This window comes from Stenotrophomonas sp. Y-13, from assembly GCF_046267925.1.
In the GTDB taxonomy this organism is placed as follows: domain Bacteria; phylum Pseudomonadota; class Gammaproteobacteria; order Xanthomonadales; family Xanthomonadaceae; genus Stenotrophomonas; species Stenotrophomonas acidaminiphila_A.
Genome location: NZ_CP176501.1, coordinates 643293 through 659580 on the forward strand (window position 1 = coordinate 643293; position 16288 = coordinate 659580).

At 70.8% G+C, this 16288-nt stretch carries 16 protein-coding genes; 15 read left to right on the forward strand and 1 reads right to left on the reverse strand.

The window, feature by feature from the left end; translation table 11 throughout:
* Positions 1 to 153: 153 nt before the first annotated feature.
* From ACJ7VY_RS02790 to folK, 13 genes are all read left to right on the forward strand, one after another.
* Entirely contained in the window at positions 154 to 1107 is a 954-nt protein-coding gene (locus tag ACJ7VY_RS02790) for a CsgG/HfaB family protein (protein WP_104938032.1), read from the forward strand.
* A 168-nt stretch (positions 1108 to 1275) separates the two neighbouring features.
* Entirely contained in the window at positions 1276 to 1554 is a 279-nt protein-coding gene (locus ACJ7VY_RS02795; protein WP_104940108.1) for a DUF493 family protein, read from the forward strand.
* Positions 1542 to 2246 (forward strand): lipoyl(octanoyl) transferase LipB, encoded by a 705-nt coding sequence (gene lipB, locus ACJ7VY_RS02800; protein ID WP_312348949.1) that lies wholly within the window; start codon positions 1542 to 1544, stop codon positions 2244 to 2246. Before ACJ7VY_RS02795 ends, lipB begins: the two co-directional genes overlap by 13 nt.
* A 15-nt stretch (positions 2247 to 2261) precedes the next feature.
* On the forward strand, positions 2262 to 3269 hold the full coding sequence (gene lipA, locus ACJ7VY_RS02805) for a lipoyl synthase (RefSeq protein WP_161615593.1): 1008 nt from the start codon (positions 2262 to 2264) through the stop codon (positions 3267 to 3269).
* Between the two features lie 390 nt (positions 3270 to 3659).
* Positions 3660 to 5834: a carboxy terminal-processing peptidase gene (locus ACJ7VY_RS02810; RefSeq protein WP_161615594.1), complete on the forward strand. Its 2175-nt coding sequence runs from the start codon at positions 3660 to 3662 to the stop codon at positions 5832 to 5834.
* 97 nt (positions 5835 to 5931) lie between these two features.
* A complete protein-coding gene (locus ACJ7VY_RS02815) occupies positions 5932 to 6477 on the forward strand; it encodes a DUF2242 domain-containing protein (RefSeq protein WP_161615595.1) in 546 nt (181 codons plus the stop codon).
* On the forward strand, positions 6474 to 7739 hold the full coding sequence (locus ACJ7VY_RS02820) for a hypothetical protein (RefSeq protein WP_409476320.1): 1266 nt from the start codon (positions 6474 to 6476) through the stop codon (positions 7737 to 7739). The genes ACJ7VY_RS02815 and ACJ7VY_RS02820 overlap by 4 nt, the downstream gene beginning before the upstream one ends.
* 2 nt (positions 7740 to 7741) lie before the next feature.
* Positions 7742 to 8656, forward strand: coding sequence for a phosphogluconate dehydrogenase (NAD(+)-dependent, decarboxylating) (gene gnd / locus ACJ7VY_RS02825; RefSeq protein ID WP_104938035.1), 915 nt, complete (start codon positions 7742 to 7744; stop codon positions 8654 to 8656).
* An 18-nt stretch (positions 8657 to 8674) separates the two neighbouring features.
* On the forward strand, positions 8675 to 9034 hold the full coding sequence (locus tag ACJ7VY_RS02830; protein ID WP_240213299.1) for a BON domain-containing protein: 360 nt from the start codon (positions 8675 to 8677) through the stop codon (positions 9032 to 9034).
* A gap of 193 nt (positions 9035 to 9227) precedes the next feature.
* Positions 9228 to 11033, forward strand: coding sequence for a sensor histidine kinase (locus tag ACJ7VY_RS02835; protein ID WP_240213298.1), 1806 nt, complete (start codon positions 9228 to 9230; stop codon positions 11031 to 11033).
* A gap of 11 nt (positions 11034 to 11044) precedes the next feature.
* Positions 11045 to 11485: a response regulator gene (locus tag ACJ7VY_RS02840; RefSeq protein WP_054662938.1), complete on the forward strand. Its 441-nt coding sequence runs from the start codon at positions 11045 to 11047 to the stop codon at positions 11483 to 11485.
* 6 nt (positions 11486 to 11491) lie between these two features.
* Positions 11492 to 13012 (forward strand): response regulator, encoded by a 1521-nt coding sequence (locus tag ACJ7VY_RS02845; protein ID WP_104938037.1) that lies wholly within the window; start codon positions 11492 to 11494, stop codon positions 13010 to 13012.
* 177 nt (positions 13013 to 13189) lie between these two features.
* On the forward strand, positions 13190 to 13678 hold the full coding sequence (gene folK / locus ACJ7VY_RS02850) for a 2-amino-4-hydroxy-6-hydroxymethyldihydropteridine diphosphokinase (protein WP_104938038.1): 489 nt from the start codon (positions 13190 to 13192) through the stop codon (positions 13676 to 13678).
* 162 nt (positions 13679 to 13840) lie between these two features.
* Here the strand turns inward: folK and ACJ7VY_RS02855 are convergent, their stop codons facing one another.
* A complete protein-coding gene (locus ACJ7VY_RS02855; protein ID WP_104938039.1) occupies positions 13841 to 14578 on the reverse strand; it encodes a pteridine reductase in 738 nt (245 codons plus the stop codon).
* 54 nt (positions 14579 to 14632) lie between these two features.
* On the opposite strand from ACJ7VY_RS02855, the gene ACJ7VY_RS02860 reads away from it, so the two are divergent.
* Both ACJ7VY_RS02860 and ACJ7VY_RS02865 read left to right on the forward strand, forming a co-directional pair.
* Complete coding sequence (locus ACJ7VY_RS02860; protein WP_409476321.1) at positions 14633 to 15817, forward strand: class I SAM-dependent methyltransferase; 1185 nt, start codon at positions 14633 to 14635, stop codon at positions 15815 to 15817.
* A complete protein-coding gene (locus ACJ7VY_RS02865) occupies positions 15814 to 16218 on the forward strand; it encodes a VanZ family protein (RefSeq protein ID WP_409476322.1) in 405 nt (134 codons plus the stop codon). The genes ACJ7VY_RS02860 and ACJ7VY_RS02865 overlap by 4 nt, the downstream gene beginning before the upstream one ends.
* The last annotated feature ends 70 nt before the right edge of the window (positions 16219 to 16288 follow it).

The window sequence follows — 16288 nt, forward strand, 5'->3', positions numbered from 1 at the left end:
TAGCATCGCCGCCGACCACTCCGCGCTTGCCATACTGGCTGCCTGCAAGGACCAGGACCCTGTCGCTGGGTTTTCAGACCAAAGGAACGCGCCCGCCACGCGGCGCAGGTTAACGGGGAATACAACACTATGCGTAATGTCTTTTCGCCGCTGATGGCGGCTGCCCTGACCGTGGGTGTCGCCGCGGTCCTGTCCAGCCAGCCGGCGCAGGCGTCGTTCAAGAACACCGGTACCCAGGCGCAGGAGCAGCGCAAGCAGGCGGCCGCCCAGATCCCGGTGTGCCAGCGCCCGATCGGCACCATTTCGGTGATCGAGCCCGAAGACGCCACCAACTGGTGGACCGGCCAGCAGCTGCCGGCGCCGTCGCGGCTGATCAAGGTGTTCGTCAGCCGCTCGCGCTGCTTCACCCTGGTGGACCGCGGCGCCGGCATGGCCGCCGGCCAGTTCGAGCGTGAGCTGGCCGCCAGCGGCGACCTGCGCGGCCGCTCCAACGTCGGCAAGGGCCAGATCAAGGCCGCCGACTACGTGATGATCCCCGACCTGGTGTCGCAGAACAGCAACGCCGGCGGCAACGCCATCGGCGGCCTGCTGGGCGGCCTGATCGGCGGCAAGGCCGGCGCGATCGTCGGTGGCCTGAACTTCCGCAGCAAGACCGCCGACGTGGTGCTGACCGTGACCGACGTGCGCTCCTCCGAGCAGGTGGCGATCTCCGAGGGCTCGGCGCGCAAGAGCGACATCGGCTTCGGTGCCGGCGGCGGCCTGTTCGGCGGCGGCGGCTTCGGTGCGGCCGGCGTCGGCGGCTATGCCAATACCGAAATCGGCCAGGTGATCACCATGGCCTACCTGCAGGCCTATACCGACATCGTCGCCCAGCTCGGCGGCCTGCCGGAGAACGCCTCGGCGGCCAACGCCCAGCAGGCGGTCACGGTGACCCGCCCGGGCCGCCTGCTGGCCAACGCCAAGGGCACCGGCGCGCCGGTGCGCTCGCTGGATCCGGGCATGATGCTGTACCCCACCGGCAACAAGGAAGGCGTGATGTGGGAAGTCGAGGACGAGCTGGGCAACAAGGGCTGGGTCTCCTCGACCCTGCTGGAGCTGTCCAAATAAGCGAGGGTACCGGCCGCGGCCGGTACGCTTCGGGTAGGTGCCGGCCGTTGGCCGGCACATGCACCGGCGCCAGCGACAACGCAGCTTTCCACGGAAGGGCCGCCCGCAGCGGCCCTTCCGCGTTCCCGGACCTTGGGTTTGCCGGCCCGCGCCCCGATAATGGCGGGCATGGAAATCAAGTCCGACAACCCCGAACACGGCTTCCAGTTTCCCGGCACCTTCGAGTTGAGCGCCATGGGCGCGGCCAACATCGGGCTGGAGCACGAGCTGCCGCGGCTGCTGCTGCAGGCGGGCGTGGATGTGCTCAACGAGCGCATCAGCTGGAAGCACTCGTCCAACGGCAAGTACGTGTCCGTGCGCATCGCCTTCAAGGCCGACAGCCGCGCCCAGTACGACGCCGCGCACGTGGCCCTGCGCAACCACCCGGAAGTGAAGTGGACGCTGTAGGCGCCTGCGCGGCTGCGGCGGCAGGCGGCGGCAGGGTCCGCGTGGCGACGCTGCGCGACCTCGGCCGCCAGGCCTACGCGCCGGTCTGGCACGCGATGCAGCGCTTCACCGACGCCCGCGACGACGCCACCGTCGACGAAGTGTGGGTGGTCGAGCACGACCCGGTGTTCACCCTGGGCCAGGCTGGCAAGGACGAACACGTGCTGGCGCCGGGCGACATCCCGGTGCTGCACGTGGACCGCGGCGGCCAGGTGACCTACCACGGCCCCGGCCAGATCGTGGTCTACCCGCTGCTGGACCTGCGCCGGCTGGGCATCGGCGTGCGCGACTACGTGTGCCGCATCGAGCAGGCCATCATCGACACCCTGGACGAGTGGAACATCGTCGCCGAACGCCTGGAAGGCGCGCCCGGCGTGTACGTCGGCGGCGCCAAGATCGCCGCGCTCGGCATCCGCGTGCGCCGTGGCTGCAGCTTCCACGGGCTGGCGTTCAACGTCAGCCTCGACCTGGAGCCCTTCCACCGCATCAATCCCTGCGGTTATGCCGGGATGCAGGTGACCTCGGTGCTAGACTTGGGCGGTCCTTCGGGCATCGCGGCGGTCAAGCCGGTGCTGCTGTCCCACCTGGCCCGGCAGTTCGGGCTGGACCTGCGCGACGACCCCGGACTGCCCGACCTGACCATGCGGCCCTGACGCCGCCGGAACGCCATGAACGAATCCTCCCACCGCTCCATTCCCCTGCAGGTCCTGCAGGGTGACACCCCGTCCGCGCCGCTGCAGGCCGGCGCCAAGCAGCTCGGTGGCGACAAGATCAACCGTTCGCCGGTGCAGTTCGCCGAGGCCCCGGTGCTGCGCAAGCCGTCGTGGATCCGCGTGCGCATCCCCTCCGGCAACGCCGTCCAGCAGCTCAAGGCCAAGCTGCGCGAGAACCGCCTGGTGACCGTGTGCGAGGAGGCCAGCTGCCCGAACATCCACGAGTGCTTCGGCCACGGCACCGCCACGTTCATGATCCTCGGCGAGGTCTGCACCCGCCGCTGCTCGTTCTGCGACGTCGCCCACGGCCGGCCCAAGCCGCCGGACGCCGCCGAGCCGCTGCACCTGGCGCAGACGGTCAAGGACATGGGCCTGAAGTACGTGGTGGTCACCAGCGTCGACCGCGACGACCTGCGCGATGGCGGCGCCGGCCATTTCGTCGACTGCATCAGCGCTATCCGCGAGTTCAGCCCGGGCACCCGGATCGAGATCCTGACCCCGGATTTCCGTGGCAAGGGGCGCATGGAGCGCGCGCTGGAGATCCTGGCGGCCAATCCGCCGGACGTGTTCAACCACAACATCGAGACCGTGCCGGACCTGTACCGCAACGTGCGCCCGGGCGCGGACTACCAGTGGTCGCTGACCCTGCTGCAGAAGTTCAAGGCGCAGCACCCGGGCGTGCCGACCAAGTCCGGCATCATGCTCGGCCTCGGCGAAACCCTGGAGCAGGTGCAGGCCACCCTGCGCGACCTGCGCGCGCACGACGTGGAAATGGTCACCATCGGCCAGTACCTGCAGCCCACCCCGCATCACCACCCGGTGCTGCGCTACTGGACGCCGGACGAGTACAAGGCGCTGGAGGAGTACGGCTACGCGCTGGGCTTCCACCACGTGGCGTCCGGGCCGATGGTGCGTTCGTCCTACCACGCCGACCGCCAGGCCGCCGGCGCCGGGGTCGGCTGACCCGCGTCCGGCGCACGCCGCCGGCCGTTGATCCGTGCCACCGCAGGGGGGCACGGCGCCGTGTCGCCGCCGGTACCCGCGCCGCGCGGCCCGGCCACGTGGCACAGGCCTGCTTTTCCGGTTCCGCCGCCCCGGCCGCGTCCTGGCCCGGGAGCCTCGCCCCGGCCGCCGGGCGATCGCCGGGCACCACGCTTGCCCCTGCGGGAACGACCACCGCGGCCGTCGCCGGGGTGGCCGCCGCCGCAGTGCCCCGGCTCGGTTCACGTTCCGCTACGGTCGGGCCGCTAGGCTGTGGGCGGTCCGGATGACAAGCGCTGCAACTTCCGGCACTGTCCCGTTGTCCGAGTCATCCGCAGTCTCACTCCACCGCCCGGTGCCACGAGTATTTTGATGAACTACCGAGTACCCGCTTTCCTGCTGGCCTTCGCGCTGACCGCACCGGCCGCGCTGCTGGCGCGCGCCGACACCTCGGCGCTGCCGTCCGCCGCGACGCTCGACCAGGCCACCACCTCCAAGCTGGTCTACGGGCTGCTGTCCGACAGCCGCTACGCCTACCGCCCGCGTCCGCTGGACGCGGCGACCTCGCAGGATGTGTTCAAGCGTTATCTGGAATCGCTGGACAGCGGCAAGCAGTTCTTCACCCGCGAGGACGTGGAGCGCTTCGCGCCGCTGGCCGAGCGGACCGGCGCGGCGATCCGCACGGGCGAACTCGACCCGGCGTTCCAGGTGTTCGCGGTCTACCGCCAGCGCGTGAGCGAACGCGTCGCCTATGCGCGGCGCCTGCTCCGGCAGGAGCCGGACTTCACCAGCAACGAGCGCTTCGACTACGACCGCAAGGACGTACCGTGGGCGACCAGCGCCGAGCTGGACGAGCTGTGGCGCAAGTCGGTGAAGAACGACTGGCTGCGGTTGCGCCTGGCCGGCAAGCCGGCGGCCGACATCCGCAAGACCCTGGACAAGCGCTACGCCACGCTGCTCAAGTCGGTCAACGAAGTGAAGGGGGAGGACGTGTTCTCCTTCTTCATGAACGCCTACACCCGCGCGGTCGACCCGCACACCGATTACTTCACCCCGCGCACGGCCGAGAACTTCAACCAGGCCATGTCGCTGTCGCTGGAAGGCATCGGCGCGCAGCTGCAGCGCCAGGACGACGTGGTGGTGATCCGCGAGATCATCGCCGGCGGTCCGGCCTCGGTGGACGGCACGCTCAAGCCGGGCGACCGCATCGTCGGTGTCGGCCAGGGCCGCTCGGGCCCGGTCGAGGACGTGATCGGCTGGCGCATCGACGACGTGGTGGCCAAGATCCGCGGCGCCAAGGACACCCAGGTGCGGCTGGAGTTCATTCCCGCCGCCGAAGGCCTGGACGGCAAGCACCGCATGGTGACCCTGACCCGGCAGAAGGTGCGCCTGGCCGAACAGGCGGCCAAGGGCGAGACCATGACCATCCCCGGCGCGGCCGGCGAACCCGCGCGCCGCATCGGCGTCGTCAAGCTGCCGACCTTCTACCAGGATTTCGAAGGCCGCCGCCGCAACGCCAGCGACTACGCGTCGGCCACCCGCGACGTGGCGCGCCTGTTGGCCGGCTTCAAGGCCGACAAGCTCGACGGCGTGGTGCTGGACCTGCGCAACAACGGCGGCGGTTCGCTGGACGAGGCGATCGAGCTGACCGGCCTGTTCATCGAACAGGGGCCGGTGGTGCAGGTGCGCGAGTCCGGCGGCCGGGTCACCGTCAACAGCGACCGCAACCCGGCCGTGGCCTGGGACGGGCCGCTGGCGGTGCTGATCAACCGCGGCTCGGCCTCGGCGTCGGAGATCTTCGCCGGCGCCATCCAGGACTACGGCCGTGGCCTGGTCATCGGCGAGACCACCTTCGGCAAGGGCACCGTGCAGAACGTGGTGCCGCTGGACCGCTGGCCGGCCAGCGAGAAGGAGCGCTTCGGCCAGGTCAAGCTGACCATCGCCCAGTTCTTCCGCGTCAGCGGCTCGTCCACCCAGCACAAGGGCGTGGTGCCCGACCTGGCGTTCCCGGCCAGCGTCGATGCCAGCGAGTTCGGCGAGAGCACCTACGACAACGCGCTGCCGTGGACCCGCATCGCCGCGGTGCCGCACACCCAGTACGGCAACTTCGCGCCGATCCTGCCGAAGCTGGAAACCCGCCATGCCGCGCGCATCCGCGGCGACCGCGAGTTCCAGTGGTGGGAAGAGGACGTGCAGCAGTTCCGCACCGAAGCGGAGAAGAAGTACGTCTCGCTCAACGAGGCCGAGCGCCGTGCCGAGCGCGACAAGCAGGACGCGCAGCGCAAGCAGCGGCAGGAAGTGCGCCGGCAGCTGGGCCTGCCGCTGGACCCGCTGGCCGACGATGGCAGCGACGACGGCCTGACCGGCAACGAGCGCGACATCGTCAAGGACGCCGCGCGCGAGAAGGCCGCCGAGAAGCGCCCCGATCCGCTGCTCAAGGAGTCGGCGTCGATCCTGGCCGACGCGGTGAACCTGCTGGAAAAGGACCGGCCGCTGTCGGCGCAGGTGCTGCCGCAGTCCACCGGCCCTGGCCGCTGGGCCGACTGAGCGCAGGGCGGGGCGCCCCCGCCCGCGTTCAAGCCGCCGTCAGCGTGCCTGCACGCCGGCGGCGTTATGCTCGGGGCCTTCGGCAAGTGGAGGCGCCATGCACAGGCATCGTTCACGCGTCGTGCTGGTCCTGGCCTGCTGCGCCGCCCTCGGCGGCTGCGGTGGCCGCGCGGCCGACACCACGCTGCTGCGCGAGTCGTTCGACTCCGGCGACACCTATACCCGCGACATCGACGCCAGCCCGGCGCAGGCCTGCGAAGCCGCGCGCCGCGCGCTGCTGGGGCAGGGGTATGCGATCACCCGCGCCGGCGCCGACAGCGTCGAGGCCAACAAGAACTTCCAGCCCCGGGAAGAACTCCACGAGCAGCTGGTGCTGCGGGTGTCCTGCGCGGCGCATGGCGATGGCCGCGCGCAGGTGTTCGCCAGCGCGGTCCAGGACCGCTACGCGTTGAAGAAATCGCCGACCTCGGCCAGCGTCGGCGTCGGCGCGCTGGGCTCGGTGTCGCTGCCGTTCGGCGGCAAGGACGATTCGCTGGTGCGGGTGGCCAGCAGTACGGTGCAGGACCCGGTGTTCTACCGCCATTTCTTCGATCGCCTGCAGCAGTACCTGGCCCCGGCGGCTCCCGGGGACGCCGCGCGGTGAGGCGCGTCCGTCGTGTCCCGGCCTGGTTGGGCGGCTGCGCGCTGGCGCTGGGGCTGGCGCCGCCGGCAACGGCCGCCGATGGCGCCGCATGCCTGCCGCCGCTGCTGCAGCGGCTGGGTTGGCAGATACGCGAAAGCGACGTGACCGCACCGGTGGTGCACGGGGGCGAACCCTGCCGGCGCGCCTCGCTGGACGACGCGCGCCGCCACGGCGACCTGCAGGTGCAGGTGCCGCGCGGCTACGCCGGTGCCTTGCGTGAGCGCCTGCAGCGCGACCTGCTCGGGCATCCTGCGACCCTGTGCGCCTACGCCTTCCAACTGGGCGATGCCGCCCGCCGCGCCGCCACGCAGCTGCAGGACAACCGCGGGTATCGCTTCTCCGCGCTGCAGCTGGGCTGGATCGGCTTCGGGCCCGGCGGCGCCCGCGCGCAGGGCTGGCAGCGCTTCCGCAGCTTCGGCCGCGGCTATGCGCCGGCCGGTTCCAATTCCGCAGCGATCGAGGCGTTCTACAGCGGCCGCGTGCGCTCGGAATGCGGCGTCGGCCGCCAGGTCGCGCAGCTGGCCACCCAGCGCGAGCTGTATGGCGACGCCGGCTTCGACCGCGAATTCGCCCCGGGCGAGCTGTCGATCGGCACTTTCCTCACCCTGCACGACACGCCCAGCATCCTGCTGGGGGGCAACGCGGGCGAGTTCTTCGCCGACGGCAAGGCGGTACGCACGGCGCGCCTGGGGCGGCAGGCGTTCATGGGCGTGCCCGGCTTCATCGAGCACGTGTTCGACAAGCGCTACCTGGACGACATCAACAACCAGGCCGAGAACTTCGTCATCACCGACGTCAGCGCGCAGGCGGCCGACGCGTTGGCGCGGCACGGCGGCTTCAGCTACTACGACGGGCAGAACCGGCGCCTGTGGGAACTGTCGCGGCAGCTGCCCCGCGCCGGCCGGCGTTATTTCGAGCGGCTGCTGCACGAACGCGACCCGGCGCTGCGTGCCGCCGTTCCCGAAGCGCAGCGGCCGCTGCTGGCGCAGATGGACCAGGTGCTGGCCGACCCGGTCTACGCCGGGCTGATGCTCTACGTGCACCCCAAGGGCATCCGCCCGCTGGGCTACCACATCGCGCGCCTGCTCGACCGCAACCCGCGCACCCCGTACAGCATCGACCTGGCGCTGCACAATCTGCACACCACGCTGTACCAACGCTGGCTGCAGGCGCAGTTGCGCGACTGTGCGCCGGTACCCGCTGACATCGACGAACGAGGTTGAACATGGAACTGGGCATGATCGGGCTGGGGCGCATGGGCGCCAACATGGCGCAGCGCCTGCACCGTGGGGGCATCGGCGTGACCGGGTTCGACCCCGGGCTGGCCGCGCGCGAGCGCATGGCCGGGGCCGGCGTGGCCACGGCCGCCTCGCTCGAAGCGCTGGTGCAGGCAATGCCGGCACCGCGCGCGCTGTGGCTGATGGTGCCGGCGGGCGCGGTCGACGCGCTGCTGGACCAGCTGTTGCCGCTGCTGTCGCCGGGCGACCTGGTCGTGGACGGCGGCAATTCCTGGTATCGCGATTCGCTGCGCCGCGCGCAGCGCTGCCAGCAGGCGCGGGTGGCGTTCGTCGACTGCGGCACCAGTGGCGGCGTCTGGGGCCTGCAGGAAGGCTACTGCCTGATGCTGGGCGGCGAGCCGGCGGCACTGGCGCGGTTGGCGCCGGCGCTGCGGGTGCTGGCGCCGGCAGCGGAGCGTGGCTGGGCGCACGTGGGGCCGGTTGGCGCGGGGCACTTCTGCAAGATGGTCCACAACGGCATCGAGTACGGAATGATGCAGGCCTACGCCGAGGGCTTCGCGCTGATGCAGAAGAAGCGCGAGTTCGACCTGGACCTGGCGCAGGTGGCCGAGACTTGGCGGCACGGCAGCGTGGTCCGCTCGTGGTTGCTGGACCTTGCCGCCGATGCGCTGCGGCACAACCCGCTGCTGGAAGGCATCGCGCCCTATGTCCAGGATTCCGGCGAGGGCCGCTGGACGGTCAGCGAGGCGATCGAGCTGGACGTGTCGGCGCCGGTCATCACGCTCTCGCTGCTGGAGCGGCTGCGCTCGCGCGAAGCCAATTCCTTCGCCGACCGGATGCTGGCGCAGATGCGCAGCGGGTTCGGCGGGCATGCGGTGAAGGCGGCCAACGATGCTGAATGAATGCGGAGGGGCGGAACGATGAGCACGCACGCGCGCACGTGGATGCTGTTGGCCGCACTCGGGTGCGGCCTGTCGCTGGCATTGCCGTTGCAGGCGCTGCCAGCGCCGGGGCCGTTGCCGCTACCGCCAGCGCCGGAAACCGACCCGATGAGCGATGCCTGGATCACCACGCGGATCCGTGCGGCGCTGGTGCCGCTGCAGCGCGATGCCGCGGTCGACGTGCGGGTGAACACGACGGCGGGCATCGTCACGTTGGAAGGCGTGGTCGACAGCCCACTGGCCCGCGAGCGCGTGCTCGAGCGGGTGGCCGCGGTCAGGGGCGTGCGCGGCGTCGAGGCGCAGGCGCTGCGGATTGCCGGGGCAGCGCCGCAGCCGTGACGACGGCCGCGTGCGCCGCGTTCACTCCGGCGCCGAATCATGCAATGCTTGCGTACCGGTTCGCATGCACTCGGCCGGCTCCAGTCCCAGGGGAGCCGTGCCCGCGGCACTGCCTGCCAACGGCCTGGCGTCCCTGGGAAACCGTTCACGCTGATCCCGGTTTTCGTACCGGCCACAGGCTTAAGGAATGAGGATGGCTTATCGATTCACCGACGAGGGCTGGGACCGCTGGCGCTTCGCCGGCCTGGCGCTCGCCGCGCTGCTGATCGTGGTGGTGCCCTCGTTGTTGCTGCTGCAGCTTTCGCGCGACAGCGTCAATGCCGCCAACTGGGTGGCGCACACCCAGGCGGTGAGCGCGCGGCTGTACGTGCTGCAGGCCGACATCCGCGACGTGGAGTCGGCCGCGCTGACCATGTCCAAGGGCGTGTCGTCGGACGCGCTGCGGCAACGCCTGCGGCGGGCCGACGATGTCGGGCAGACCGTCGGCGAGCTGTCCAGCCTGGTCAGCGACAGCCCCGAGCAGCTGGTGCGCATCGGCCGCATCACCTCCATGCTGGAACGGCGCATGGCGCTGGCCAAGCAGATCGCCGACAGCGTCGATTCGCCGCGCCAGCGGCAGTTGATCGAGGAAATGACGTTCAGTTATCCGATCCGCGACATCGTCGTCGAGCTGCAGCGCCACGAGGAGCAGCTGCTGGCCAAGCGCGTGGCCGCGGCGCAGCGCCAGCAACGCCTGTCCACCCTGGTGACCTGGAGCACCCTGGCCGCGCAGCTGCTGCTGCTGGGGCTGGTGTTGTGGCTGCTGAAACGGCAGATCGGCCGCCGCACCCGCGCCGAGCAGCGGTTGCTGCAGGCCAGCGCCCGCGCCAGCGCGGTGCTGCAGACGGTGCGCGAACCCATCGTTCTGCTCAACGCCGAGCAGCGCATCGTGCTGCACAACGCCGCGTTCGCCGAGCTGTACGGCGTCGAGGGCCGTGATGCCAACGGCCAGCTGCTGCAGTCGATCGGCGATGGCGCCTGGGCCGACCCCATCATCCACCAGCGCCTGGCCGACGTGCTGCTGCGCGGCCGCGAGCTGTGGGACTACGAGCATGAACAGCGGGGCGTCGACGGCCTGGTGCGGATCATGCTGGTCAATGCCAGGCGCATGCCGCTGCCCGACAGCGACGACGAAGTGGTGCTGATGACGGTCAGCGACATCACCCTGCAGCGTGCCGTGCAGCTGCGGGTGGAGGAACTGAACCGGCAGCTGGAAGGCAAGGTCGAGCAGATGGCCGAGGTCAACCGCGAGCTGGAGGCGTTCAGCTATTCGGTGTCGCACGACCTGCGCGCGCCGCTGCGGCACGTGGCCGGCTTCTCCGACAAGCTGGCGCGGCACCTGGGCGAGGACGCGGACGAACGCTCGCGCCACTACCTGCAGGTGATCGGCGACTCGGCGCGGCGCATGGCGGCGCTGATCGACGACCTGCTGGTCTATTCGCGGCTGGGCCGTGGCGCGATGCGCCTGCAGGCGGTGGACATGCAGTCGCTGGTCGCCGACACCCGCGCGCTGCTGGATTCCAACCTGCGCGCCGAAGCCGGTGCCGACGGCGCGGTGCGCGACGTGCAGTGGAACATCGGCCCGCTGCCGGTGCTGGTGGCCGACGAGAACATGATGCGGCAGGTGTGGCTGAACCTGCTCGGCAACGCGGTGAAATACACCGCCGGCCGCGAACATGCGCTGATCGAGGTGTCCGCGCAGCAGTTGCCCGACGGCAGCCACCAGTTCACGGTGCGCGACAATGGCACCGGCTTCGACATGCAGTACGCCGGCAAGCTGTTCGGCGTGTTCCAGCGCCTGCACAAGGCCAGCGACTATCCCGGCACGGGCATCGGCCTGGCCAGCGTGCGCCGCGTGCTCACCCGCCATGGCGGCCGCATCTGGGCCGAGGCCCAGGTCGACCAGGGCGCCACCTTCCATTTCATCCTGCCACCCCCTGCGCCCGAGGCGCACAGCTGAGGTCCACCCGAATGAGTCCCCTGCGTACCATCCTCATCGCCGAAGACAGCCCCGCCGACGCCGAAATGGCGATCGACGCGCTGCGCGACGCGCGCCTGGCCAATCCCATCGTGCACGTGGAGGACGGCGTGGAGACGCTGGATTTCCTGATGCGCCGCGGGGCGTATGCCAACCGCGAGGAGGGCCTGCCGGCGGTCCTGCTGCTGGACATCAAGATGCCGCGCATGGACGGGCTGGAAGTGCTGCAGCGCATCCGCGCCGAGGACGAGCTCAAGCGCCTGCCGGTGGTGATCCTGTCGTCCTCGCGCGAGGAAAGCGACCTGGCGCGCAGTTGGGACCTGGGCGTCAATGCCTACGTGGTCAAGCCGGTGGACGTCGACCAGTTCTTCAACGCGGTCAAGACGCTCGGCACCTTCTGGGCGGTCATCAACCAGGCCCCGGAGCTGGAGTAAGCCGCCATGCCCAACAAAGGGACGCCGTTGGGTCCATTGCGCATCCTGCTGGTCGAGGATTCGGCCGAGGACGCTGAACTGTTGTGCGACCAGATGCTCGAAGCCGGGCTGGAATGCAGCTTCGAGCGGGTCGACAACGAGCCGGAGCTGCGCACGCTGCTGGCGCAGTGGACCCCGGACATCGTGCTGTCGGACCTGAGCATGCCGGGTTTTTCCGGCTACCAGGCGCTGCGCATCCTGCGCGAGACGCATCCGCTGGTGCCCTTCATCTTCGTCTCCGGGACGATGGGCGAGGAAACCGCGGTCCAGGCGCTGCACGAAGGCGCCAACGACTACATCATCAAGCACCAGCCGGCACGGCTGCCCTCGGCGGTGGCGCGCGCCATCCGCGAGGCGCGGCGCGAGATGGAACGGCTGCGGGTCGAGGACGAGCTGATGCGCGCGCAGCGGCTGGAAAGCCTGGCGCTGCTGGCGGCCGGGCTCAGCCACGACCTGCGCAACATCCTGCAGCCGCTGCTGATCGTGCCGGACCTGATCCGCGACCGCAGCGACGACCCCAAGGTGGTGCGGCTGGCCGATGTCATCGCCGAGTGCGGGCGGCGCGGCCACGAGATGGTCGAGTCGATGCTGTCGTTCGTGCGCGGCTCGCGGCTGCCCAGCGAGCGCATCGTCCTGCAACGCCTGTTCCAGGGGGTCGGCATGCTGCTCAAGAGCAGCCTGCCGGGCAACATCGACCTGCACCTGGAGGTGCGCGACGAGCGCCTGGCGGTGGAGGGCAACTACACCGAACTGCAGCAGGTGCTGCTCAACCTGGCGCTCAACGCGATCCAGGCCATGCCCGACGGTGGCCGCCTGAGCCTGGTGGCCGAACGCGTGGCCACCACCGACGGCGAGCGCCTGTGCATCCGCGTGCAGGACCAGGGCATCGGCATGGACGCGGCGACCGTGGAGCGGCTGTTCAGCCCGTTCTTCACCACCAAGGCCAGCGGTACCGGGCTGGGGCTGGTGTCGTGCAAGCGCATCGTCGAGAGCCTGGACGGCACCATTGCGGTGTCCAGCCGCCCGGGCGAGGGCACCCGCTTCGACCTGCTGCTGCCACTGCATGGCGCGGTGGTGGAGCGCGAGGAGAGCGCCATGCCGGTGGTCCCGGCCGGCCGTGGCCAGCGGATACTGGTGGTGGACGACGAGGCCACGCGCCTGTCGCTGCTGGGCAACGCGCTGGCCAGCCAGGGCTACCGGCTGCGGCTGGCCGCCGACGGTGCCGCGGCGATGCGCCACCTGCAGGAGGCCGGCATGCCGGACGCGGTACTGGTCGACAGCGGCATCCCGCTGCTGTCCGCCGGGCAGCTGCTCACCGAGATGCACGGCATGGGCTACCGCGGGCCGGCCATCGTGCTGGAGGAAAGCGGCAATGCCGCGTTTGCCGATGGCGGTGCGCCCACTGGCATCAGCGTGCACGTGCTGCCGCGCCCGCTGGAGATGCGGCGCGTGTTCCGGGTCGTGGCCGACGCACTGGGCACGGGGTAGGAAGCCGGGACAAGCCAGGAACCCGTGGGGGAAGGCGGGAGCGGGTCACAGCCGCGGCAACCGCCCGTGCTTGCGCCCTCCCTGGTTCCTGCTTCCGCTGCAGTGGTTCCTGGCCCGAAGCCCTATCATGTGCGTCCCGATTCCGACCGTTTGGCGCAACACCGCGCCTCCCCTTCGATGACGACCGTCCTACTGAGCCTGGGCAGCAACGTGCGCCCGCACCATCACCTGCAGGCGGCGCTGCGGGTGCTGCGCGGGCGCTTCGGGCAGATCACCGTTTCCCCGGCCTACCGCACCCCGGCGGTGGGCTTCGACGGCCCGGATTTCCTCAACAACGCGGTCATGCTCGACACCGGCATGCCGCTGCTGGAGCTGGACGACTGGCTGCATGCGGTCGAGGACGCGCACGGCCGCGACCGCAGCGGGCCGCGCTTCAGCGACCGCACCCTGGACATCGACGTGGTGTACTACGGCGACCTGGTGGTGGCAGGCCCCGGGCACCTGCGCATTCCCCGGCCTGAGCTCAAGCACGCCTTCGTGCTCAAACCACTGGCCGACATCGCGCCGGATTTCATCGATCCGGTCCGCGGCCTCAGCCTGCGGCAGATGTGGCAGGCACACCCGCAGCATGGCGACGTGTTCGATACGGTCGAACTGGCGGACTGAGCGCGCCGTCCGACGGCCGGTGGCCCGCTTTCCGCGGCACCGCGGAAAGCCACGTGGTGCGCCGCCGGGGCCGCGGCGGCGGCGGTTCTGGCCAGGCATCGCCCGCATCTGGCTCCTGCCGCTGAACCTGGCCGGCATCGGCGCGACCGCCGCCGCCATCGCTCAGGTCAGCGTGCGCCCACCGTCCAGCCGCAGCGTCTGGCCGGTGATGTAACCGGCATCGTCGAGCAGCCAGCGCACCGCCGCGGCGATCTCGTGCGGGGTGCCGGTACGCGCCAGCGGCGTGCGTTCCAGCAGCTTCTGCTTGGCGGCTTCGCTCTTGCCCTGTTCCGGCCACAGGATCGCGCCGGGCGCCACCGCGTTCACCCGCACGTGCGGCGCCAGCTCCAGCGCCAGCGAACGGGTGGTCATTTCCAGCGCGGCCTTGGCCGCCGAATAGGCCGGGTGGTCGCGCAGCGGCTGGCTGGCGTGCAGGTCGGTCAGGTTGACGATGGCCCCGCGCTGGCGGCGCAGGTGCCCGGCGGCGGCCTGGGCCAGGAAGAACGGCGCGCGCGCGTTGACCGCGAACAGCTCGTCCCACTGCTCGACCTCGACCTGGCCCAGCGGCGTGGGGAAGAAGTTGGAGGCATTGTTGACCAGCGCGTCGAGCCGGCCGAAATGCGCCACTACCTCCTCGACCAGCTCCGGCAGCGCCCGTGGGTCGCGCAGGTCGGCCTGCACCGCCAGCACGCTGCCCGGGCGCTCGCTCTCCAGGTCGAAGGCCAGCGCCTGCAGCTCCTCGCCCGACTGGTGCGCGTGCAGCGCCAGCCGGTAACCATGGGCGTGCAGGTGACGGGCGATGACCGCGCCGATACGGCGCGCGCTGCCCGTCACCAAAGCCACCCGTTGCGGATCCGTCATCTGCGTTTTCCTCGCTCGGCTATCCTGTGCATTGTCTCCGCAAACCGCCGTCCCATGCATTCCGACCTGCCCCTGCCCGAATCCGACGCGTTGGCCCACAGCGAGCAGCTGGCCGCGCACCTGCGCGCGGAGATCCTCGCCCAGGGCGGCGCGATGCCGTTCTCGCGGTTCATGGAACTGGTGCTGTATGCGCCGGGCTGGGGCTATTACAGCGCCGGCGCCAGCAAGTTCGGCGCCGCCGGCGATTTCGTCACCGCGCCGGAGCTGGGCACGCTGTTCGCCGCGGCCACCGCCAACGCGCTGGCGCCGGTGTTGCGCCAGCTGGGCACGCAGGCACGGGTGCTGGAACTGGGCGGCGGCAGCGGCGCGTTCGCCGAGGCCGCGCTACGCCACCTGGCCGGGCTGGACGCGCTGCCGGCGCGCTACGCCATCCTCGAGCCCAGCGCCGACCTGCGCCAGCGCCAGCGCCAGCGCCTGCAGGGCGCGCTCGACCCGGCGGTGTTCGCGCGGGTGGAATGGCTGGACCGCCCGTTCGAGGATGAATGGGACGGGGTGCTGTTCGCCAACGAGGTGATCGACGCGCTGCCCACGCCGCGCTTCCTCATCGACCAGGGCGAGGTCTACGAGGAAACCGTCGAGCTCGACGGCGAAGGCCGCTTCGTGCGCGGCGCGCAGCCGGCGGACATGCTGCTGTCGGCGGCGGTCCGCCACCTCGAGCGCTACCTGGAACGCCCGTTCGCCCACGGCTACCGTTCGGAACTGCTGCCGCAGCTGCCGTACTGGATCCAGGCGGTGGCCGGCGGCCTGCGCCGCGGCGCCATGCTGTTCGTCGACTACGGCTACACCCGCGCCGAGTTCTACCAGGACGACCGCCGCGACGGCACCGTGCGCGCGTTCTACCGCCACCGCGTGCACAACGACGTGTACCTGTGGCCGGGCCTGCAGGACATCACCGCCTCGGTGGACTTCACCGCCCTGGCCGAGGCCGGCACCGGCGCCGGCTTCGACCTGGCCGGCTACTGCCACCAGGCCGGCTTCCTGTTCGGCAACGGCATCACCGGCCTGCTCGAGGAGGCCGATGAACGCACCGACGAGGTCGGGCGCGTGCGTCTGCGCGAACAGTTCAAGCGGCTGACCCTCCCCACCGAAATGGGCGAGCGCTTCCAGGTGATGGGCTTCAGTCGCGACGTCGACCTGTCGGCGGCGTTCGCGATGGGCGACCTGACCTGGCGCCTGTGAGCGGCCCGCCGTTCAAGCCGCTGCGCCACCTGCCGTTCTGGATCGGGCTGTGGGCGCTGGCGGTGCTGGGCGTGATCGTGGTGTGCCTGATCCCCCCGCCGCCATTGCCGCCGCTGCCCGAGAACGGCGACAAGGCCGAGCATCTCATCGCCTATTTGCTGCTCTCGGCCAGCGCGGTGCAGTTGTTCCGCCGTGGCCGCACGCTGCTGGCCGTGGGCCTGGCGCTGGTGGCGATGGGCGCATGCATCGAATTCGCGCAGGGCGCGTTGACCGACACCCGCAGCGCCGACCCGCTCGACGCGCTGGCCAATACTCTCGGCGTGGCGGTGGGACTGGCAACGGCATTCACCCCGCTGCGTGACCTGCTGCTGCGGCTGCAGCCGCGCCGCGAAGCTGCGTAGAAGCAGTAGAAGCGCGCCTCCATGCCCAGGAGCAGGCAGGCGGTGCCTCCTGAGGGTTGCCGGCAGTTCG

Coding starts and splice junctions, on each gene's coding strand:
- ACJ7VY_RS02790 (WP_104938032.1), top strand. CDS start 154: ATGGCGGCTGCCCTGACCGTGGGTGTCGCCGCGGTCCTGTCCAGCCAG.
- ACJ7VY_RS02795 (WP_104940108.1), top strand. CDS start 1,276: ATGGAAATCAAGTCCGACAACCCCGAACACGGCTTCCAGTTTCCCGGC.
- lipA (WP_161615593.1), top strand. CDS start 2,262: ATGAACGAATCCTCCCACCGCTCCATTCCCCTGCAGGTCCTGCAGGGT.
- ACJ7VY_RS02810 (WP_161615594.1), top strand. CDS start 3,660: ATGAACTACCGAGTACCCGCTTTCCTGCTGGCCTTCGCGCTGACCGCA.
- ACJ7VY_RS02815 (WP_161615595.1), top strand. CDS start 5,932: ATGCACAGGCATCGTTCACGCGTCGTGCTGGTCCTGGCCTGCTGCGCC.
- gnd (WP_104938035.1), top strand. CDS start 7,742: ATGGAACTGGGCATGATCGGGCTGGGGCGCATGGGCGCCAACATGGCG.
- ACJ7VY_RS02830 (WP_240213299.1), top strand. CDS start 8,675: ATGAGCACGCACGCGCGCACGTGGATGCTGTTGGCCGCACTCGGGTGC.
- ACJ7VY_RS02835 (WP_240213298.1), top strand. CDS start 9,228: ATGGCTTATCGATTCACCGACGAGGGCTGGGACCGCTGGCGCTTCGCC.
- ACJ7VY_RS02840 (WP_054662938.1), top strand. CDS start 11,045: ATGAGTCCCCTGCGTACCATCCTCATCGCCGAAGACAGCCCCGCCGAC.
- ACJ7VY_RS02845 (WP_104938037.1), top strand. CDS start 11,492: ATGCCCAACAAAGGGACGCCGTTGGGTCCATTGCGCATCCTGCTGGTC.
- folK (WP_104938038.1), top strand. CDS start 13,190: ATGACGACCGTCCTACTGAGCCTGGGCAGCAACGTGCGCCCGCACCAT.
- ACJ7VY_RS02855 (WP_104938039.1), bottom strand. CDS start 14,578: ATGACGGATCCGCAACGGGTGGCTTTGGTGACGGGCAGCGCGCGCCGT.
- ACJ7VY_RS02860 (WP_409476321.1), top strand. CDS start 14,633: ATGCATTCCGACCTGCCCCTGCCCGAATCCGACGCGTTGGCCCACAGC.